General features: G+C 69.8%; 16 protein-coding genes and 1 pseudogene. 9 read left to right on the top strand and 8 right to left on the bottom strand.

Annotated features, from left to right (window positions below):
- The first annotated feature begins 78 nt into the window (after positions 1–78).
- Positions 79–1,983: an excinuclease ABC subunit UvrC gene (gene uvrC, locus ABN401_RS00775; RefSeq protein WP_349682904.1), complete on the top strand. Its 1,905-nt coding sequence runs from the start codon at positions 79–81 to the stop codon at positions 1,981–1,983.
- A gap of 181 nt (positions 1,984–2,164) precedes the next feature.
- Here uvrC and ABN401_RS00770 read toward each other — a convergent pair whose 3' ends face one another.
- Positions 2,165–2,509 (bottom strand): GIY-YIG nuclease family protein, encoded by a 345-nt coding sequence (locus ABN401_RS00770; protein WP_349682903.1) that lies wholly within the window; start codon positions 2,507–2,509, stop codon positions 2,165–2,167.
- Between the two features lie 306 nt (positions 2,510–2,815).
- Here ABN401_RS00770 and ABN401_RS00765 point away from each other — a divergent pair, with 306 nt between their 5' ends.
- A complete protein-coding gene (locus ABN401_RS00765) occupies positions 2,816–3,541 on the top strand; it encodes a hypothetical protein (protein ID WP_349682902.1) in 726 nt (241 codons plus the stop codon).
- A 4-nt stretch (positions 3,542–3,545) separates the two neighbouring features.
- Here the strand turns inward: ABN401_RS00765 and clpB are convergent, their stop codons facing one another.
- Positions 3,546–6,134: an ATP-dependent chaperone ClpB gene (gene clpB / locus ABN401_RS00760; protein WP_349682901.1), complete on the bottom strand. Its 2,589-nt coding sequence runs from the start codon at positions 6,132–6,134 to the stop codon at positions 3,546–3,548.
- A gap of 175 nt (positions 6,135–6,309) precedes the next feature.
- Here clpB and ABN401_RS00755 point away from each other — a divergent pair, with 175 nt between their 5' ends.
- Positions 6,310–7,587: an ATP-binding protein gene (locus ABN401_RS00755; RefSeq protein WP_349682900.1), complete on the top strand. Its 1,278-nt coding sequence runs from the start codon at positions 6,310–6,312 to the stop codon at positions 7,585–7,587.
- A 6-nt stretch (positions 7,588–7,593) separates the two neighbouring features.
- Here the strand turns inward: ABN401_RS00755 and ABN401_RS00750 are convergent, their stop codons facing one another.
- Complete coding sequence (locus ABN401_RS00750) at positions 7,594–9,837, bottom strand: TonB-dependent receptor domain-containing protein (RefSeq protein WP_349682899.1); 2,244 nt, start codon at positions 9,835–9,837, stop codon at positions 7,594–7,596.
- A 298-nt stretch (positions 9,838–10,135) separates the two neighbouring features.
- On the opposite strand from ABN401_RS00750, the gene ABN401_RS00745 reads away from it, so the two are divergent.
- From ABN401_RS00745 to ABN401_RS00725, 5 genes are all read left to right on the top strand, one after another.
- Complete coding sequence (locus ABN401_RS00745) at positions 10,136–10,771, top strand: LolA family protein (RefSeq protein ID WP_349682898.1); 636 nt, start codon at positions 10,136–10,138, stop codon at positions 10,769–10,771.
- A 489-nt stretch (positions 10,772–11,260) separates the two neighbouring features.
- Positions 11,261–12,220 carry a DUF4167 domain-containing protein gene (locus ABN401_RS00740; RefSeq protein WP_349682897.1) on the top strand — a complete coding sequence of 320 codons (960 nt, stop codon included), beginning with the start codon at positions 11,261–11,263 and terminating at the stop codon, positions 12,218–12,220.
- An 83-nt stretch (positions 12,221–12,303) separates the two neighbouring features.
- The gene (locus ABN401_RS00735; RefSeq protein ID WP_349682896.1) at positions 12,304–13,641 is read left to right on the top strand and encodes a hybrid sensor histidine kinase/response regulator; all 1,338 of its coding nucleotides are present in this window, start codon (positions 12,304–12,306) and stop codon (positions 13,639–13,641) included.
- On the top strand, positions 13,638–14,318 hold the full coding sequence (locus ABN401_RS00730) for a DUF4893 domain-containing protein (protein ID WP_349682895.1): 681 nt from the start codon (positions 13,638–13,640) through the stop codon (positions 14,316–14,318). Before ABN401_RS00735 ends, ABN401_RS00730 begins: the two co-directional genes overlap by 4 nt.
- The gene (locus ABN401_RS00725; protein WP_349683244.1) at positions 14,315–15,517 is read left to right on the top strand and encodes an FAD-dependent oxidoreductase; all 1,203 of its coding nucleotides are present in this window, start codon (positions 14,315–14,317) and stop codon (positions 15,515–15,517) included. The genes ABN401_RS00730 and ABN401_RS00725 overlap by 4 nt, the downstream gene beginning before the upstream one ends.
- Here ABN401_RS00725 and ABN401_RS00720 read toward each other — a convergent pair.
- Positions 15,514–16,416: pseudogene (locus ABN401_RS00720) on the bottom strand (serine hydrolase domain-containing protein). The gene ABN401_RS00725 and the pseudogene ABN401_RS00720 overlap by 4 nt on opposite strands.
- 305 nt (positions 16,417–16,721) lie before the next feature.
- Positions 16,722–18,011, bottom strand: a complete 1,290-nt coding sequence (locus ABN401_RS00715) for a bifunctional folylpolyglutamate synthase/dihydrofolate synthase (RefSeq protein ID WP_349682894.1) — start codon at positions 18,009–18,011, stop codon at positions 16,722–16,724.
- Positions 18,012–18,199: 188 nt separating this feature from the next.
- Here ABN401_RS00715 and ABN401_RS00710 point away from each other — a divergent pair, with 188 nt between their 5' ends.
- The gene (locus ABN401_RS00710) at positions 18,200–18,598 is read left to right on the top strand and encodes a DoxX family protein (protein ID WP_349682893.1); all 399 of its coding nucleotides are present in this window, start codon (positions 18,200–18,202) and stop codon (positions 18,596–18,598) included.
- Here the strand turns inward: ABN401_RS00710 and accD are convergent.
- From accD to ABN401_RS00695, 3 genes are read right to left on the bottom strand one after another with little or no spacing between them, the layout of a single operon-like run.
- Positions 18,586–19,485: an acetyl-CoA carboxylase, carboxyltransferase subunit beta gene (gene accD, locus ABN401_RS00705; RefSeq protein ID WP_349682892.1), complete on the bottom strand. Its 900-nt coding sequence runs from the start codon at positions 19,483–19,485 to the stop codon at positions 18,586–18,588. The two genes, ABN401_RS00710 and accD, sit on opposite strands and share 13 nt — an antisense overlap.
- A 10-nt stretch (positions 19,486–19,495) precedes the next feature.
- Positions 19,496–20,326: a tryptophan synthase subunit alpha gene (gene trpA, locus ABN401_RS00700; protein ID WP_349682891.1), complete on the bottom strand. Its 831-nt coding sequence runs from the start codon at positions 20,324–20,326 to the stop codon at positions 19,496–19,498.
- Positions 20,323–20,763, bottom strand: a complete 441-nt coding sequence (locus tag ABN401_RS00695; RefSeq protein ID WP_349682890.1) for a hypothetical protein — start codon at positions 20,761–20,763, stop codon at positions 20,323–20,325. The genes trpA and ABN401_RS00695 overlap by 4 nt, the downstream gene beginning before the upstream one ends.

Here is a 20,763-nt window from a genome sequence, read left to right as displayed (position 1 = left end):
GGCAGGGCCCGAGGAGTCAACGCGAAAGCCCGCCATCCGGCGCGTGACGCGGCCGACGGCCCCCCTATATTGCATCCGATGACCCCGGAGCCGCCCACCCTTGAAACCAGCCTGCCGCTGGTCGCCGCCGACCTGATCCGCGACGAGGCCCGGCGTGCGCCCGACAAGCCCGGCGTCTATCGCATGTATGGCGAGGACGGGACCTGCCTGTACGTCGGCAAGGCCAAGTCCATCAAGAAGCGCATCCTCCAGTACGCCCAGGGCCGGTTCCACACCCAGCGCATCGGCCTGATGGTGTCCCTGACCCGGTCGATGGAGCTGGTGGTCACGGCGTCGGAGACCGAGGCGCTGCTGCTGGAATCCAACTTCATCAAGAAGCTGAAGCCCCGGTTCAACGTGGTGCTGCGCGACGATAAATCCTTCGCCGAACTGATGATCCGAAAGGACCACCGCGCGCCCCAGGTCCGAAAGCATCGCGGCGCCCACACCACCGACGGCGACTATTTCGGCCCCTTCGCCTCGACCTGGGCGGTCAACCGCACCCTGACGACCCTGCAGAAGGCCTTCCTGCTGCGGTCGTGCTCGGACAGTGTCTACGAGACCCGCACGCGGCCCTGCATGCTGCATCAGATCAAACGCTGCTCCGCCCCCTGCACCGGCCTGATCAGCCTGGAGGACTACGGCGACCTGGTCGAGGAGGCCTCGCTGTTCCTGCGCGGGAAGTCGCGCGCCGTCATCGGCCGCCTGTCGCAGGAGATGACCGAGGCCGCCGAGCGCATGGACTTCGAACAGGCCGCCCGCGTGCGCGACCGCATCCGCGCCCTGTCGGCCATCGCCATGGAAAACTCCGTCAACGCCGACGGCGTGGCCGAGGCCGACGTCTTTGCCCTGTTCTCGGAGGGCGGCCAGGCCTGCGTTCAGGTGTTTTTCTATCGCTCGGGCCAGAACTGGGGCGGCCGGGCCTATTTCCCGCGCGTGGACAAGTCGGATACCGACCCGGAGATCCTCGCCGCCTTCCTGGGCCAGTTCTACGAGGACAAGCCCGTCCCCCGCCTGATTCTGTCCAACGTCCGCCCGCATGAGCTGGAACTGCTGGAAGAGGCCTTTTCGATGAAGGCGCGGCTGGTCGACGGCCGCCGGGTCGTTTCGATCGAGCGACCGATGCGCGGCGACCGCAAGGGCCTGGTCGACCACGCCCTGACCAATGCCCGAGAGGCCCTGGGTCGCAAGATGGCCGAGGGCTCGGCCCAGGGCAAAATCCTGGATGAAGTCTGCGAGGCCTTCGGTCTGGAGAGCCGGCCCGAGCGGATCGAGGTCTATGACAACGCCCACATTCAGGGCTCGAACGCTGTCGGCGGCATGATCGTGGCGGGGCCGGAGGGCTTCCAGAAGTCGCAGTACCGAAAGTTCAACATCAAGGACACGGACCTGGCCCCCGGCGACGACTACGGCATGATGCGCGAGGTCATGCGCCGGCGCTTCTCCCGCCTGGTCAGGGACGAGGAGGAAGGCACCGAGGAAGTAATGCGCCCCGACCTGCTGCTGATCGACGGCGGGGCGGGGCAGCTGGCCGAGGTCCAGGCGGTGCTGGCCGATCTGGGGCTGGACGACATCCTGGCCATCGGCGTGGCCAAGGGGCCGGACCGGGACGCCGGGCTGGAGCGGTTCTTCGCGCCCGGCAAGCCACCCTTCATGCTGCCGCTGAAATCGCCGGCCCTCTACTACATCCAGCGCCTGCGCGACGAGGCCCACCGCTTCGCCAACGGGGCCCACGCCAGGCGCCGCTCCATGGACATCAAGAAGAACCCGCTGGACGAGATCGAGGGCGTCGGCCCGGGCCGCAAGCGCGCCCTGCTGCACGCCTTCGGCTCGGCCAAGGGGGTGGGGCGGGCCTCGGTCGTCGATCTGGAGAAGGTCGAAGGCATCAATCGCGCCCTGGCCGAACGCATCCACGGCTTCTTCCACCCCGAGACGCGGCGCTAGGATGGGCCCGACCGCGCACCGTGACACAGGCGGCGGCTGACCGAACCGGCGCGGGACAGCCTGGTTGGACGGACCACGCGACGGCTCACGCCGACTGCAGCATCCGCCTTCTCCCAGCGGGGGAAGGGCGCCGCGAAGCGACGGCGTGGAGACCAGAGGCCCTCGTGGAGACGTGGGGGTCTCAGTCGTCTTCGGGCGGTGGGGTCCAGTTCGGATCGTTGACGGGGTACCAGTCGGCCGCGAGGTCCAGCCATTCGGGATTGGCGTCCTCGATCAGCTTGAGCTTCCAGTCGCGGTTCCATTTCTTCAGCCGCCGTTCGCGCCGGATCGCCTCGACGACCCACTGATGCTGCTCGTACCAGACCAGGTGAACGCAGCCGTGCTCGGCGGAGTAGCCGTCCGGATGGGCGCCGGTCTTGTGATGCCAGACCCGCGCGTGGAGGTTCGAACTCGACCCGATATAGACCCAGCCGTTCCGCCCGCTGGCCATGATGTAGGTCGCGATGAAGGTCCGGTGCGTCCCCATCCGCACAACCTATCCGCACCCCTTCCTCTCGTCATCCTCCGGCGAAGCGCAGCGGAGACCGGGGGACGCAGCGGCGCCGAAGGCGATCTGTTCAGGCACGATGTCAGCCGTCTGCGTCCGCGACAGTTTCGCGCTCCCGCGCGCCGCTGCGTCCCCCAGTCTGCCCCGCGAAGGCGCGGCTTGCCGGAGGATGACGAAAGAGGGAAGGCAACGTAATCAGGGACTATGGAGATCAAAGGCGATTGTCAGATCCTTGTCTTTGTTCGCCCATCGACAACGGCTCGATCCACGACGCTGGAAGCGAGAATGAAATCGTTCCTCAAGTCAGGCGACGGAACAGAGCCTCTAGATAGCAAGGTGTTTTCCGCTTTCCACGGTCAGGGACAGATCGCTGACTATCTGTTGTGGAATCGAGCTTTCATTGCCGAAATGAAGGCTGTGCACGGCTACCCAGCGGCACGCATGAGCCGCCTAGTCATCGAGGAACTGAGAAAAGAGCCAAGGGCTGTGGTTTTTGGAACGGTCGGCGTCCACCGCATCTTCGCAGAACGTCCCGGCGGGTTAGAAGCCAATAGACAGCTAGTAAAAATTGGCGGGCGTCCCATCCGGAAGCTGCTTCAGCAAGCGAATCCCCAGGTCGCCGCAACGCGAGAAAAGCTCAGCCTTCCACAGTCAGCGGGGCTAGCGATCATCCTCGTGGACAGCACTCAGAAGATTGAAGCCTCAGTCGCGGCCTATGCTGTGCGAGACGCTCTGCAAGCAGAGCAACCCGCACTCGATGAGATTGATTTCGTATGGGTTTCGATGGAATCACACGAGCTCAGACTGCCGAATGGCCAAACCGGTTTTCCAGAACTATGCATCTGGCGAGCAGACGGTATAGCCGCATCGGATCGCTACAAAATCGGACAAATGCTTGATGGCTGGGCACACTTCAACGGCTGCGCCCTCGAGTGTCTTGACCACACTGCTGGATGGGAAACGATGCGTCCGGTTGGCGAAGGCTGGCCGCTTTCTCTCGGTCTGGAGTAGGCGTCTAATGCACCCGCGCCTTCCCGATTTCCAGCCCGTCCGCGCCCGCTGACACGGCGATCACCGAGCCGTCCTCCAGCTCTCCGGCCAGCAGCTTCTTGGCCACCCTGTCGACCAGGTCCTTCTGAATCACGCGCTTCAGAGGGCGCGCGCCGTAGACGGGGTCGTAGCCCTTGTCCGCCAGCCAGGCGAGGGCGCCGTCGTCGATTGACAGGGTCAACCGGCGGTCGGCCATCAGCTTTTCCAGGCGGGCCAGCTGGATGCGGACGATGCCGGCCATCTGGTCGCGGCCCAGGCGCCGGAACAGGATGATCTCGTCGATGCGGTTCAGGAACTCGGGCCGGAAATGGGCGCGGACGGCCTCCATGACGAAGGGGCGCACGGCCTCGACGTCGTCGCCCTCGCCCTGATCGGCGAGCGCCGCCGAGCCGAGGTTGGAGGTCATGATCAGCAGGGTGTTCTTGAAGTCGACCACGCGGCCTTGCCCGTCCGTCAGGCGGCCGTCGTCCAGCACCTGCAGCAGGACGTTGAAGACGTCGGGGTGGGCCTTTTCCACCTCGTCGAACAGGACGACCTGATAGGGGCGCCGCCGCACGGCCTCGGTCAGGGCGCCGCCCTCGTCATAGCCGACATAGCCCGGAGGGGCGCCGATCAGGCGGCTGACCGAGTGCTTCTCCATGTATTCCGACATGTCCATGCGGGTGATGGCGGTCTCGTCGTCGAACAGGAAGGCGGCCAGCGCCTTGGTCAGCTCGGTCTTGCCGACGCCGGTGGGGCCCAGGAACAGGAAACTGCCAAGCGGCCGGTTGGGGTCGTTCAGGCCCGCGCGCGCCCGGCGGACGGCGTCGGCGACGGCCTCCAGCGCCGCGTCCTGACCGACGACCCGGCCACGCAGGGCGTCCTCCATCGACAGCAGCTTCTCGCGCTCGCCCTCCAGCATCTTGTCGACGGGGACGCCGGTCCAGCGGCTGACGACGGCGGCGATCTGTTCGGCGTCGACGACCTCGGGCGTCAGGGGGCCGCCGCCGGAGTTCTCATCAGCCTCGGCCTGTGCCAGCTGTTTCTCGATCTGGGGGATCTGGCCATAGGCGATCTCCGACGCGCGGCCAAGGTCGCCGTTCCTCTGGGCCGCCGCCAGTTCGGCGCGCAGGCGGTCGAGCGTCTCGCGCAGCTGGGCACCCTGGCCGACCTTGTCCTTCTCGGCCTTCCAGCGGGCGGTCAGGTCGTCGGACTGGGTCTGGAGGTCGACGATCTCGTCGTCGAGGCGATCCAGCCGCTGGCGAGAGGCGGCGTCGGTCTCCTTCTTCAGGGCCTCGCGCTCGATCTTGAGCTGGACCAGGCGGCGGTCGATCTCGTCCAGGCTCTCGGGCTTGCTGTCGACCGCCATGCGGACGCGCGACCCCGCCTCGTCGATCAGGTCGATGGCCTTGTCGGGCAGGAAGCGGTCGGTGATGTAGCGATTGCTCAGCGTGGCGGCGGCGACGATGGCGCTGTCCGAGATACGGACCCCGTGGTGGACCTCGTACTTCTCCTTGAGGCCGCGCAGGATGGAGACGGTGTCCTCGACCGACGGCTCGTCGATGAAGACCGACTGGAAGCGACGGGCCAGGGCGGCGTCCTTCTCGATATATTTGCGGTATTCATCCAGCGTCGTGGCGCCGACGCAGTGCAGCTCGCCGCGGGCCAGGGCGGGTTTCAGCAGGTTGGAGGCGTCCATGGCGCCATCCGTTTTGCCTGCGCCGACCAGGGTGTGCATCTCGTCGATGAAGAGGATGATCTGGCCTTCCGCGGCCGTGACCTCGCCCAGCACGGCCTTCAGCCGTTCCTCGAACTCGCCGCGGTATTTCGCCCCGGCGATCAGGGAGCCCATGTCGAGCGCCATGACGGTCTTGTCCTTCAGGCTCTCGGGCACGTCGCCGTTGACGATGCGCAGCGCCAGGCCCTCGACGATGGCGGTCTTGCCGACGCCGGGCTCGCCGATCAGGACGGGGTTGTTCTTGGTGCGCCGGGCCAGGACCTGGATGGTGCGGCGGATCTCCTCGTCCCTGCCGATGACGGGGTCGATCTTCTGGTCCCGCGCCGCCTGGGTCAGGTCACGAGCATAGCGTTTCAGGGCGTCATAGGCGTCCTCGGCCCCGGCGGAGTCGGCGGTCTTGCCCTTCCGGACATCGGCGACGGCGGCGTCGAGCTTGTCGGCGGTGACGCCCGACGCTTTCAGGGCGTCGCCGGCCGGGCCGCCTTCGCGGGCGATGGCCGACAGGATGCGTTCGGTGGTGACGAAGGCGTCGCCGGCCTTCTTGGCGGCCTCCTCGGCCTTCGCGAAGACGCGGGCGGTGGCACCGTCCAGATAGAGCTGGCCGGTCGCGCTCTCGACCTGGGGGCGCTTCTTCAGCAGGGCTTCGGCCCCCTCGGCGGCCTTGGCCGGATCGCCGCCGGCAGCGGTGATGAGGTTCCGCGCCAGGCCGTCGCGTTCTTCCAGGAGGACCTTGAGCAGGTGCTCGGGGGCGAACTGCTGGTGCTTTCTGGCAAGCGCCAGGGTTTGGGCCGACTGGACGGCCTGTTTGGCGCGGTCGGAATAGAGGTCGAGATTCATTCGGGTGGCCTATCGCTCGGCGCGCGGCGCCTCGCTGCTTGAGGCCGGTCTCGACCGCCTTGCAAGCGCCGCGCCGCAGGTTCCGCGATGAGGTGGGCGTGTCGGGCGGGGGACACAAGAGCGAAGGGCACGACCCTTGCGGCGGCGGCCTCGAACTCGCTCCAGGAGACCCCTTTTGTCCCGTTTCGAAACCCGGCCCGCGCCTTCCGTCCTTCTGGTCGGCGATGCCCGCATGGCCTTTCCAGTGGCCAGGGCGCTGGACAAGGCCGGGGCGCAGGTGTTCGCCGGCGTGTCGGTGTCGTCGAACTATCTGGAATGGTCCCGGCATCTGGCCGGTTCGTTCCGCCATCCGCCGCTGGAACCCGGCACGGACGAAGCCCTGCCCGTGATCCTGGACTGGCTGGACCAGAGGGGCGGCGTCACAGCCATTCAGCCAGTCAGCGAGGCGGGCTCGCGGCTGATGTCGCGGCACCGGTCGGCGTTTCAGGCGCGGGGGCGGCTGATCATGCCGGAGGCCGTCACTGTCGCGGCCTGTATGGACAAGACCGGCCTGTTTCGCCTGTGCGAGCGGTTGGGCGTGGCGCTGGCACCCTTCCGGCGGGTGACGGGCCTTGCCGAGGCGCGGGCCGCCGCCCGGGCGCTCGGCTTTCCCGTGATCGTCAAGCCGTCGGTGGTCGATGCCGAACTGTTCGGGCGAAAGGCGCTGATCGTGCCGGACGAGCCCAGGCTGGCGGCCCTGATGCCCGCCTGGCCCGAGATCCATCCCGAACTGATCGTGCAGCGCTATGTCACCGGGCCGCGCCACAGCGTCATCTTCACCGCTGACCGGGGGCGGCTGCTGGGAGCGGTCGAGATCCGGGCGGCGCGGACCCACGAACACGACGGCACCGGCTACACCACCTATGGCGTCACGGTCGCGCCCACGCCCCGCGTGCGCGAGGGGGTCGAGCGGCTGGTTCGGGCCCTGGATTACTCATCGACCGGGTGCGCCCAGTTCGTGGTCGATCCGCGCTCGGGCGACCTGACCTTCATGGAGATCAATCCCCGCGTCAGCCTGGCGCGGATCGCCGAGCACGCCGGCCTGCCGCACAGCGTCTGGGGGCTGGAGCTGGCACTGGGACGGCGGATCGCCGGCTGGACGGATCCTTGGTCGGCGCGAACGGACGTCCGCTACGTCTGGACCAAGGGCGACCTGAACCTGATGATGAAGCGGTTCGCGGACGGGGCGGTGGGGCCGGTCGAGGCCGCCCGGAAACTGGCCCGGATCGGGCTGGACGCGGCGACCTGCGTCCACGCCATCTTCGACCCACTGGACCCCGCGCCGGCGATCGGCGTCTACGCCAACCGCTGGATCAAACGGTACCGCGACCATGCGGAATATGATCCCGCCTGGGCGAGGACGCGGTTTCCCGAAGCTTTCGAGGCGGCGGCCCCCCTGCGCGACGCCGCCTGAGGCGGATCAGCCCCCGGTCGGACCCGACGAGAAGTCGAACTGTTCCGGCTGGCGGCGGGGGGCGTTGCCGAGCGTCCAGGTCAGGCCGATGTAGAAGGCCGTCAGGTTGATGTCCTGGTTGAACCGCTCGCGGAAGGCCGGGGTCTCGAACACCGTGTCGTTGTTGAAGGTGCCCAGCACGTCGCGGCCGGTGAAGTTGAACGACAGATGGTCGGTCAGTTTCCTGCGATAGCCGATGTTCAGCATGCCGCCCGCCTCGCGCGTGCCCTGCGCCAGCAGCTGCTCGCCCTGCCAGAAGCCCGAGACCTGGATGAAGTCGTCGGTCGTCGGCTGCCAGCTGAGGCTCAGCCGGCCGCTGGCGAAGGTCCCCTCACGGTTGCCGCCGCCCGGGATGCCGGTCGAATCGATCTCCTGGCGGAACAGGTTGACGGCGCCGCTGTAGCGCAGGGTCTCGGTGAAGCGGCCGTTGGCGGTGACCTCGACCCCCGTGTCACGGCGCGAGCCCAGGTTCTCGGGCCGGGTCAGCAGAACGCCGCCTCCGATGTCGCGGGCGACGTCGGTGAAGGCGCCCGAGGTGTCCCGCAGATAGGCGGTGGCCATGTAGAAGGTCTGGCCCTGACGCAGCTGCCACATGACCTCGAAGGCGTCGGTCTCCTGGGGGGCCAGGTCCGGGTTGCCGGACCGCAGGTTCAGCGGGTCCTGGAAGGCCACGAAGGGGTTCAGCTGCTGGGGCTGGGGCCGCTGGATGCGCCGCGAATAGCTGGCGCGCACGGTCTGGGCTTCCGACAGCTTGTACTGGAGGTGGGCGGTCGGATAGGCCTTGAAATAGTCCTGGCTCGCCGAGACGCCGCCGGTCAGGTCGGTGATTTCCACCTCGGCCTGTTCCAGACGCAGCCCCAGCTGGGCCGAGAACTGTTCGGTCAGGGGGCGCTCCCAGGTGGCGTACCAGGCGTGGACCGTCTGTTCGGCCTCGAAGCGGTTGGAGAAGTTCGGAACCACAGCCAGGCCCGCCTCGGACGGGCCGCGCGAGAAGACGAAGTCCTGTTCCGGTTGCTGAATGTTCAGCTCATAGCCGAGACGCAGCTGCCCCCCTTCGGCGAACGGCCGGACATAGGCGCTGGTCAGGCCCAGGGTGGTCTGGTCGGTCTGCTGCTCGGTCAGCTCATAGAGGTCGGGGGTGACCGGCAGGGCGAAGCGCGACAGGGTCAGGCCGCCGGATTCATTGCCGTTCTCGTCATAGCGCAGCTCGTTGGACCACTCATGGCCCGCGTCGTCGAAGCGGTGCAGCAGGCGGGCGGTCGCCCCCCAGTTCACGAAGTCGAAGTCCACCGAGCCGTCGCGGCGATAGCGGCTGGTGGGCGTGCCGGCGGCGTCACGGGTCTCGAACAGGCCGACCACGTCGCCCTCGCCCGAGAAGGCGACGCCGCGCAGTTCGCCGGTCAGCTGGGTCTTGTCGGTCAGGCGGTATTCGGCGGTGACGCGGCCAAAGGCGCCCGACTGGTCGTTCTCGACCTCCTGATCGGTCGTCGAGGTCGAGATCAGGGCGCCGGTCGTCGGGTTGAACTGTTCCCGGATGCGCTCGAACGAGACACTGACCGGATCGGCGCGATAGCTGACGTCGCCCGACAGGGTCAGCCGGTCCTCCTGGATCGAGCCCGAAGCCCCGGCGTTCCAGCGGCCATCGTCGCCGACGTTGGCGCGGATCGAGCCGGTGGTCTGGCGACCCGGGCGCGGCGCCGTCGACTTGGTGATCAGATTGATGACGCCGCCGGACCCCTCAGGGCTGTAGGCCGCCGACGGATTGGTCATGACCTCGATGCGGGCGTACTGGTCGGCCGGCAGCTGCTGGATGGCCTGGCCCCGCCCGGCGCCCGATAGAATGCCCGAGGGGCGTCCATCGACCAGGATGGTGACGTTGCCGTCGCCCCTCAACGAGACATTGCCTTCGGGATCGACATCGACGGACGGCACGTTGCGCAGCGCGTCGGCCAGACTGCCGGTCGTGGCCTGCAGGTCGTTGGCCAGGCTGTAGCTGACCGAGTCGATCGAGGTCCGGGTATCCTCGGCCCGGGCCGTGACGACGACGTCGGCGACGGTGTCGCTGTCGGGCTCCGGCTCCGCTTGCGCCGGCGGCGGGGCGGGCGCCGTCTGCTGCGGGGCCGGCGTCGCCGGGGCGGTCTGGGCGAGGGCGGGCCCGCCGACGGCGGCCAGGGCAGCGCCGGCCATCAGGACGGTCTTCAATCGGATCATGCGTACAGCCCCCGGCGCAACGCGCGCCCTGTCGATCGCCGCCGTATCAAGCTCGCTCGACGCTCCCTAGTTACTTCGCCGTCATGAATCTCCGCGTGATTTCATAATGTTACGCGCCTGCAATGTTCGTGGCGGGATCGCGGCGCGCAAGGGGTTCGCGCGCGCGACGGAACCTCGAAGCCTGAACGAGGCTTCATCCCGCCGCCGGAATATGGTCAGGGTCGGGCCATGCCCGCGCCGTCCTGGCCCCCTAGACCAGCGGCATAGAAACGGCTCCCGCATGGGAGGAAGGAACAAGATGACGCTTTCGCGCAGAGACCTCGGCTTCGGCATCGCCGCCCTGGCGACCGTCGCGGCCCTGCCCGCCTCGGCCCAGACAGGCCTGGGCCAGGCCGATCGGGCCACCCTGGCCCAGGCCCAGACCTATCTTCAGAACCTGACCGCCGCCCAGGGCACCTTCGTGGAGACCGGTGCCGGAGGCCAGCGCCGTCAGGGCCGCTTCTATCTGCAGCGCCCGGGCCGGATGCGGTTCGAATACACCGACCCCGCCGGCCTGCTGGTCGTGGCGGATGGATCCAACGTCAAACGCTATGATCCGCGGCTGAACGTGTTCCGCCAGGTGCCGCTGGGCGCGACGCCGCTGTCGACCTTCCTGGCGCGCAATGTGCGCTTCGACCAGGGCGTCTCGATCAACCGCGTCACCCGAATGCAGTCGGGCGCCTTCGCCATCACCGCGCGTGACGCCCGCCGGCCCAACGACGGCTCGGTCATCCTGGCCTTCGCGGGCAATCCGCTGCGGCTGCAGGAGTGGACGATCACGGACGCGCAGGGGTCCCGGACCCGGACCCAACTGACCACCCTGACGCCGACGTCCGGCCTCGACGCCGGCCTTTTCCGCCTGGCCGACCCGACTCGTCGACCGGGCCGGAATTGACGGATTCACGACTCGTTGACCGTGTTCGGATCAACACAGGCAAGGCATTGATCGCAGAATTTGACTCATTTCTCGCGGCGTGACACTTTGGACACAGGACGGCCGCGCCGTCCGCTCGCCTTCGGACCTCATCCCCTCCCGGTGGCGGCGAGAGAGACAAGCCTTCCCGCCCTCCGACCCCGTGTCGGAGGGCTTTTTTCACGCCGGAGATCGACCCGCGCGAAACCCCTTGGAAAGCCACGCGTGCCGCGCTAAGTCAGGTCTGTCTCCCACTCAACCGCACCTTCCCGGTCCGCTCCCTGGACCAGTGACGCGCGGCCGGGACGCGCGTGAAGGCCCGGATGGTTCGGGCGCACCACGACGGGCGACAACCGGTCTTTTCGATCATCGCCAACGGGGATGGGCCCCGAGCACGAGCCGAGACCGGACCAGGAACCACGGCCCCTTCCCCCGCTCAGCGCCGGGGACGCCGACCAGCACGGACGTTCGATGAGAGATTTCAAGGGCATGAAGCGCCAGCGCGGCCGCAACCGGAAGCCCGGCGGCGGCAATGCGAACGCGGCCAATCCGAACCGTTCGTGGGATTCCCAAGGCCCCGAGAACATCAAGGTCCGGGGCAACGCCCAGACCGTATACGAACGCTATCAGCAGCTGGCGCGCGACGCCTCCTCGGCGGGCGACCGGGTCCTGGCGGAGAACTATCAACAGCATGCCGAACACTATTTCCGGGTCCTGAGGGCGCTCCAGCCGCAGCGGCCGGTGTCGGAGATCGCCGCGCGCGAACTGTCCAACCAGGGCTTCGACATCGACTTCGAGGACGAGACCGGGGCTCAGGCCGCCGCCTTCCTGGCCGCCCAGCAGGCCGCCGAACGCGACGCCCGGCCCCAGAACGACGGCTCCGGCGAGGCGCCGCGCGAACCGCGTGAGCCCCGCGAATGGCGCGACCGCGACGCGCCGCGCGACACCAACCAGAACCGCGACCAGAACCGCGACGGCCAACCCCGTGATGGCCAGTCTCGCGATGGAGAGCCCCGCGCCGACGGCGAGGCCGGTCAGGGCGGGCGGCGCGAGACCCGCCGCGAACGCTGGGAGCGTCGCCGCGAAGAGCGCAACCGCCGCTTCCAGGCCGAAGGCGGCATCGGCGACGCCCCCGAGGAACGCGATCAGGGCGACGGACCGGAAGGCTCCGACGCGTCCGAACCGTCTCCGGCCGAAGCCACGGCCGCTGAAACGCCTGCGCGCGAGGCCCCCGCTCGCGAGGCTCGCCCCGCGCGCCGCACCCGCACGCCCCGCGCCGAGGAACCGTCGGACGAAGGCGGCAGCGCCCTGCCCGGCTTCCTGACCCGGTCCGCCGCGCCCGCCGCCCCGACACCGGCCGACGATGCCGGCGAGGCCCCGGCCCCGAAGAAGCGCGCGCCGCGCCGCAAGGTCGAGCCCGTCGAGGACTGATCGCTCGCGCCACCTTGGCGCGAGCGATTTACCCTAATGCAACTCTTGCATGTTGTGATCTGTCCCTCGGGAGGGCTCACACGATGCTGTTCACGCTGCTGATTGTCTCCATGGCCCTGGCGGCCGGCTGGGCCGGGGTTCGGCTGTGGCTGGATGCGCGGCATCAGGCCGCCGGATTGGCGGTCCGAAACGCCGACCTGGAGGCCCGCGTCGCTGATCGCACCCAGGCCCTGACCCAGGCGCTCGCGGCCGCCGACGACAGGGCCGCCGCGCTCCAGGCCGCGAACGACGCCAAGTCCGACTTCCTCGCCGGTCTCTCGCATGAGTTGCGCACACCGCTGAACGCGGTCCTGGGCTTCGCCGAACTGCTTCGCATGAACGCCGAGGCCGAGCCCCTGACCCGGCGCCAGGGCCAGGCGGTCGATCAGATCCATGCCTCGGGCCGTCATCTGCTGGCTCTGGTCGACGAGGTGCTGGATCTGGCGCGGATCGAGGCGGGGCGGCTCAGCCTGTCGATCGAGCGGGTCGACCCCCAGCTGGTGGTGCGACAGGTGTGCGATCTGGTCCGGCCCCAGGCCGAGGCGGCCGGCATCACCCTGCGCGCTCCCGATCCGACCGCCGGTCTGGGCGTCGTCGCCGACCGCACGCGGCTGCGTCAGGTGCTGCTGAACCTCCTGACCAACGCCATCAAATACAACCGTCCGGGCGGTCATGTGCTGGTGGAGCTGCGCCAGGGCCCGGACGGCGTCGCCCTGGCGGTCCACGACACCGGCATCGGCCTGCCCGCCGACCGCATGGCCGAACTGTTTCAGCCCTTCAGCCGACTGGGCCGCGAGGACGGCGACACCCCCGGCACGGGCGTCGGCCTGGCCGTGTCGCGTCGTCTGGCCGAGGCCATGGGCGGACGGCTGGAGGCCTCCAGCGCCGAGGGTGAAGGCGCAAGCTTCACCCTGCACCTGCCGCTGGCCCGCGATCCGGCACCGATCGTGGTCGCCTCGCCGATGTCGACGGACGCCCTGCCCGAGGCGGTGATGCTCTATGTCGAGGACAACCCCTCCAACATCGCCCTGATGCGCCATGTCATCCAGGCACTGGGGCCGATCGAGCTGCACATCGCCGAGACCGGGCACGAGGGCCTGGCCCTGGCGCGCGACCTGCGCCCTGACGTGATCGTGCTGGACATCAACCTGCCCGGCCTGTCGGGGTTCGAGCTGAAGGCGCGTCTGGACGGCGACCCGCTGACGCGCGGCATCCCGGTCATGGCCCTGTCGGCGGGGGCCATGCCGGCCGACGTGCGGCGCGGACGCGAGGCGGGCTTTCGCGACTATCTGACCAAGCCTCTGGACATCCGCGCCTTCGCCAAGGCGCTGGATCGGGCCCTGGGCGCGGCCGACGACGCGGAGCGCCCTCGCGCCGCTTGACGCCTCCCGTCGGCTGGGGCTCCCTCTCGGTCATGCGTATCCTTGCCTGTGCCCTGTCCGCCCTGATCGTCGCGTCCTGCGCCTCAATCGCGCCGCCGCCGCCGCCCCCGCCGCCGCCCGGAAGCGGCGGTCAGGCGGTGCTGAGGGACTGGCGCGGCATCGTCACGGCGATCGATCGCGACCGCTACGCCCGGCGCGAGGCCGCCTGGCGGCTGGCGCTGGAGCAGGCGCGGCGGCAGGTGGGCTCGGGCGACCTCGACAGCGTGGGCGACCTGATCGACCCGGGCGCCGTGCGCGGCGACGTCACGCCTCCGGTCGGCGACTATCGCTGCCGGACCGTCAAGCTGGGGTCGCAGGGCGGCGAGGCGGGCCTGGGCTATGTCGTCTACGGCTGGTTCGCCTGCCGGATCGAACAGACCCCGCGCGGGCTGAAGTTCTCCAAGCTGACCGGGTCGCAGCGCCCCAGCGGCCTGCTGTTCCCCGAGACCGACCGCCAGATGGTGATGCTGGGCTCCATGAGCCTGTCGACCGAGCCGCCCGCCAACTCCTATGGCCAGCGCCCGGACCGCGACCTGCTCGCCGTGCTGGAGCGGATCGGACCGCAGCGGTGGCGGCTGGTCCTGCCGTGGCCGCAGTATGAGTCCAACCTCGACCTGATCGAACTGGTCCCCGCCTGAGCCCCCTGCGCGACATCGCCGTCGTCGGGGCCGGGCCGACGGGGCTGGCCCTGGCCCTGCTGCTGAAACGGCGGGGGCACAACGTCGTCGTTCACGAACGCTTCGCCCAAACCCGGCCGATCGGGGCGGGCTTCATGCTGCAGCCGACGGGGCTGCATGTGCTGGACCGGCTGGGCCTGACCGGGCGGGTGGCGGCCCTGGGTCAACCGTTGAACCATATCTTCGGACGCGAGGCGCGGCGGGGCCGGGTGGTGCTGGACGTCAAATATTCGGACCTGGCCACGCCCCGCCCCGACGGACTGAACGCGCTGGGCGTCCACCGGGCGGCCATCTTCCATGTGCTGCACGACGCCTGTCTGGCCGAGGGCGTCGACTTCGTCACAGACCGCGAGATCACGAGCGCCTCGGACGGGCGGATCGTCGACGCCGGGGGCACGGCCAGCGCCGCCTTCGACCTGGTCGTCGACGCCTCGGGCGCGCGCTCGCCGATCGCGCGGGATCTGTTGACGCGCCAGGGCGGACGGCGTTCGGAGCTGGCCTGGGGCGCCGTCTGGGGCACGGTGCCCTGGCCCGGCGCGCCGTTCGACGAAGGCGCGCTGGAACAGGTCTATCGCGGGGCCTCGCGCATGATCGGGGTCCTGCCCTGCGGCTCCCGTCCCGACGGCCCCGACCGGCTGGCGACCTTCTTCTGGAGCCTGAAGCCCGACGACCATCCCGCCTGGGTCGCGGCCGGGATCGATCGCTGGAAGGCCGAGGTGCTCAGCCTGTGGCCCCAGATCGGTCCGGTCCTCGACGCCATCCCGGACGCCGATGCCCTGACCCTGGCGCGTTACGGCCACCACACCCTGTCGCTGCCGGTGGCGGACCGGCTGGCGGTGCTCGGCGATGCGGCTCATTCCACCAGCCCCCAGCTGGGTCAGGGGGTCAATATGGGGCTGCTGGACGCCCTGACCCTGGCCGAGGCCCTCGACACCCACGCCGATCTGGACGAGGCCCTGATAGCCTACGCCCGTATCCGGCGCTGGCATGTGCGGCTGTATCAGGCGCTCAGCTGGGGCTTCACCCCCTTCTACCAGGCCGACGGCAAGGTCCTGCCCTGGGTCCGCGACCATCTGCTGGGCAAGGCCGCGCGCCTGCCGTTCGCCGCGCGGATGCTGGCGGCGACCGTCTCGGGCCTGCTGCTGGACCCGCGGCGCTAGAGGGCGGCCTTCAGGGTGGTCAGGAAGGCCAGCCGTTCGTCGGACCGCTCCCGGCTGGTCGCCGCGGGCCAGGCCGACAGGAAGACGACCACCAGCCGCCGCTCGGGATCGACGTGGATCATCTGGCCGAAGATGCCCGCGGCCTCGAACTGGGCCCCCTCGGCCCGGGTCCACCATTGCGCCCCATAGCCCCGGTCGCTCTCGGGAAAGTCGACCATCTGAGCCGTCGCCCGCTCGAACCAGCGGCGGTCGGCGATCTGTCCGCCGGGCACCGCGCCGCGCTCCAAGGCCATCAGCCCGACCCGGCCCCAGTCGCGCAACCGGGCCGAGACGCAGCAGCCCCCGGCCTCCTTGCCCTGGGCGTCGAGCATCCAGAAGGCCGGGCCCTCCATGCCCGCCGGATCCCAGACCTTCTCCTTCAAATACTCCGCCAGCGGCCGCCCCGTCGCCCGTGCGATCAGCACCCCGATCAGATTGGTCTCGCCGGTGTTGTAGTGCCACCGCTCGCCCGGCGGATGCTCGCGCGGCAGGCCTCACAGATAGGACACCGTCGCGTCCAGGTCCGCGGGCGGCGGCGTCAGATAGAAGCGCGCCACGTCCGAACTGGCGTCGGCATAGTCCTCGTTCCAGCGCGCACCCGAGGTCATTGTCAGGACGTGGGCGATCTGCACCCCGTCATAGGCGCCGCCCGCCAGTTCGGGGATGTAGTCGGTTACCAGATCATAGGGGCTGCGGATCGATCCGTCGGCCAGGGCCGCCCCGACCAGGGTCGAGGTCAGGGACTTGGTCATCGAGAAACTGTCCCAGTGATCCTCAGCCGTCAGCCCCAGCCCATAGCGTTCCAGCCTCACCCGCCCGTCCTGGATCACCAGCAGACCCGCGACCCGCTGCGCCTGCATGAAGGCGGTCGAATCGATCGCCAGCGGCTCGCCCTGCGGCAGGGGACGCGGGGTCGGCGACGGCTCGATCCGGGCATGGGGGATCAGCTCGGGCATGCGCCGCAGATCCTGCTCGCGCCGCTCGGCGGGCCAGAACAGCACCTGCAGGTCGGCCGGCAGGGGCGGCGGCGTCTGGGCGATCGCCGGGGCGGAAAGCCCAAGGGTGGCGATGACGAGGCCAAGCAGGGAGCGACGGATCATGAAGGAACCTCCAAGGCCCGAAGCTTCTGCCGTTCTCGACCCGAATGTCAAGCGACCTTTACGTCTCAGCTCGGCCAGGTCGCCGGGTCGGCCCCCAGGACCTCGCCCGCCAGATACAGGGAGCCGCAGATCACCACCCGACCCGCGCCCAGGCTGAGCGCCCGCGCCAGGGCCGACCGCACCGAGGGCGCGGCCTGGGCCCCCAGGCCATGCCCGCGCGCCACCGCCGCCAGGGCCTCGGGCTCGGCCGCCGCCCCGTCGAAGCCGACGGTGAAGATGTGGGCCCCGCTGTCCTTCAGGGCCTCGAAGAAGCCGCCGTGATCCTTGTTGGCCAGCATGCCGACGATCAGGGCCAGCGGCCGGGGCGCGCGCGCCTGGCGCTCCGCCAGGCTCTGGGCCAGGGCCCGGGCGGCGTGCGGATTGTGCCCCCCGTCCAGCCACAGCTCGGCCCCCCCCTGCTCGCCGGCGGCCTTGGCGCGCGCGCCATAGGGACCCGCCGTCAACCGTTGCATCCGGGCGGGCCAGCGCGCCGCCGCGATGCCCTCGGCGATCGCCGTCTCGGGCAGGTCCAGTTCCAGGGCGACGGCGGCCGCCAGACCCGCATTGGCGATCTGGTGCGGCCCGATCAAGGCGGGCGCGGGCAGGTCCAGGAACCGCTCGGTGTTCTGGAACACCATGCCGCCCCGCTCGCCCCAGGCGTCGAAGTCGGTGCCCATGACGGTCAGCGGCGTATGCACCGCCGCCGCCCGCGCCTCGATCACCGCCATGGCCGTCTCGGACTGGCGCGCCACGATGCCCCGCGCCCCGGCCTTGAGGATCCCCGCTTTCTCGCCCGCGATCCCGGCGATGTCGGTGCCCAGGAACTCGGCGTGGTCCAGATCGACCGGCGCGATCACGCTCAGCAGGGGCCGCTCGATGACGTTGGTCGCGTCCAGGCTCCCGCCCAGGCCCACCTCGACGATGGCCAGATCGGCGGGCGTCTTTGACATGGCGACGAAGGCGGCGGCCGTGGCGCTCTCGAAAACGGTCGTCTCCACGCCCCGCACCGCCTCGATCCGGTCCAGGATGCGCGACAGGGCCTCGTCGGAGATCAGCTCTCCGGCCAGCCGGATGCGCTCGTTGAACCGCACCAGATGCGGCGAGGTATAGACGTGGACACGCAACCCCGCCGCCTCGGCCATCGCCCGCAGGAAGGCCACGGTCGATCCCTTGCCGTTGGTCCCCGCCACATGGATCACCGGCGGCAGGCTGAGCTGCGGCTGCCCCAGCACGGCGCACAGCGTCCGCATCCGGTCCAGCGACAGGTCGATCTTCTGGGGGTGGCGCGCGCGCAGCCGGGCGGAGACGGGGTCCATGATGTCTTCTATCCTACCCTCTCCCGGAGGGAGAGGGGTTGAGGCTCGGAGAGCGAAGCCCGAAAGGGTGAGGGGATCTGCCCTCACCGGCTCCCTCCGTAACCCCTCACCCTTTCGCGTCTCCAATCGCTGCGCTCCTGGACGCTCAAGCCCTCTCCCACTGGGAGAGGGAAGCGGTATGACAAGCCATGCCCATCCGCACCGTCCTCCGCCCGATCGTCGCCACCGCCTTTCTCGCGGCCGGTGTCCTTCATCTGCTGACACCCGCCCCGTTCCTCGGCATCACGCCCGGCTGGGTGCCGGTCGCCCCGACCGTCATCGCCCTGACCGGCCTTGCCGAGATCGCCGGAGCCGTCGGCCTGACGGTCCCGCGCCTGCGCCGGGCGGCCGGCCTCGGCCTGGCGCTGTATGCCGTCTGCGTCTTCCCGGCCAACATCCAGCACGCGATCGACGATCTGGCGCGCGCCGAGCCCCTGCTCGGCTGGGCCTATCATGGTCCCCGGCTACTGCTTCAGCCGGTGATCGTCTGGCTGTGCCTGTGGGTCGGCGAGGTGACGACCTGGCCGTGGCGGCGTCAGGCCGCCTGACGCCGTCCATCCATCAGCATCGACAGGATCCGGCCCAGAGTCTCGGGCAGGTCGGCGCGGGGGACCACGCGGTCGACCATGCCCTTTTCCTGCAGATACTCCGACCGCTGGAAGCCCGGCGGCAGTTTCTCGCGGATGGTCGTCTCGATCACGCGCGGCCCGGCGAACCCGATCAGGGCCCCCGGCTCGGCCAGATGCACATCGCCCAGCATGGCGTATGACGCCGTCACGCCCCCCGTGGTCGGGTCTGTCAGGACCACGACATAGGGCAGCTGCGCCGCCTTCAGCTCCTGGACCGCCAGGGTGGTGCGGGCCATCTGCATCAGGCTCAGCGCGCCCTCCTGCATCCGCGCTCCACCGGCGGCGGTGAAGCAGACCAGCGGCACGCCGCGCGCGACGGCCGCCTTGGCCGCCGCGATGAAGCCCTCGCCCGCCGCCATGCCCAGCGACCCGCCCATGAAGGCGAAGTCCTGAACGACCGCCACGGCCGGGGTGCCGTCGATGTCGCCATAGCCGATGGACATGGCGTCCTTCAGGCCGGTGGCCTTCCTCGCCGCGATCAGCCGCTCGCGATACGGCTTGCCGTCCGAGAACTTCAACGGGTCCTCGGCCACCTCTGGGCTGGCGATCGGCTCATAGCTGCCGCCATCGAAGGTGTAGCCCAGCCGCTGGGTGGCATTGATACGCATGTGGCGGCCGGACGGCGTGACCCACAGGGCCGCCTCCAGGTCGGGGCGATACAGCATGTCGCCCGAATCCGGATCCTTGACCCACAGATTGTCTGGCGTGTCGCGCCGGCTGACGATCTTGCGAACGCCCGGGGCGAAGCGGCTCAGCCAGCCGCCGCGTTTCTCTTGAGGAACCTTGGGAGGGGTCTTGTCGGCCATCGGCGCGCTCTTAGACGGTTTCTGTGACCCGCGCACCCCGCACGGCGTCGCCCAGGGCCCGAACCTTGGCCAGCACGCGCGCCGGGGCGGGCTCTCCGGCCTCCAGCGCCGCCGCCACCTCGTCGACCAGCACGGAGCCGGCCACCACCGCGTCGGCGACCCGGGCGATCTCGGCCGCGCGTTCCGGCGTCTTGACCCCGAACCCGACCGCGACCGGCAGGCCCGAGGCGCGGCGCACTCGTTCCACCGCCGGGGCGACCGACGCAGACTGCGCCTCCTTGACGCCTGTCACGCCCGCGACCGAGACATAGTAGACGAAGCCCGAGGTCCGCCGCGCGATCACCTCCAGCCGCGCATCGTCCGACGTCGGCGTGGCCAGCCGGATCAGCGACAGCTGTTCGGCGTCCAGCGCGTCGCTCAGGGGATCGGCCTCTTCCGGCGGACAATCGACGATGATGACCCCGTCCACGCCGGCCGCCGCCGCGTCGTACGCGAAGGCGGCATAGCCATAGGTCTCCAGCGGGTTGAGATAGCCCATGAGGATCAGGGGGGTCTCCGCATCGCCGTCGCGGAAGGCGCGCGCGAGATCCAGCGTCCCCCTCAGCGTCAACCCGGCCTTGAGGCCCCGCAGCGCCGCGCGCTGGATCGGGGGGCCCTCGGCCATCGGATCGCTGAAAGGAAAGCCCAGTTCGATGATGTCGGCCCCCGCGGCGGGCAGGCCACGCAGGATCTCAAGCGCCTCATCGCGTGAGGGATCGCCTGCCATGACATAGGCGACGAACCCCGCCCGGCCCTCGGCCTTCAGGGCGGCGAAGCGCGCATCGATGCGGCCGGTCGTCATTGGGGGGTCGCCGGGGTCGCGGGCGTCCCGGCCGGCGGCTGGGGCGCGCAGATGTCGCCGGGGATGGTGCCCAGCGCCAGATAGGCCGGAGCCGCCGGGGCCGGGACCTGCCGGTCGTCGGCGAAAGCCTGCAGTTGGAAGGCGTCGCAGCCTCCGCCCTCGCGACGGCGCACATAGACCACCCGGTTGTCGTCGCCGTGTGCCGCGTTCCAGCCCTGGGCGGCGAAGGCGGCGTTCCAGACGTCGGCGACGGCCGCCGCCGCCGCCTGGGTCGTGACGAAACAGCTGGCCAGCTGGGTCAGGGCCGGCCGGCCCCCGCAGGTCGGATCGGCCGCCAGGCCCTCGACCGCCGGAACGTCGACGTCCAGCGCCGGCGCCTGGGTCGGGGTCGCCGCCTGGCCCGCCAGCAGGGCCGCCATCAGGATCGAAACGCTCAT

Origin of the sequence: Brevundimonas aurifodinae, assembly GCF_040195595.1 — a bacterium.
Classification (GTDB): domain Bacteria; phylum Pseudomonadota; class Alphaproteobacteria; order Caulobacterales; family Caulobacteraceae; genus Brevundimonas; species Brevundimonas aurifodinae.
The sequence above is the reverse complement of the archived record's forward strand: the minus strand, read 5'-3'. Positions and strand labels throughout refer to the sequence as shown.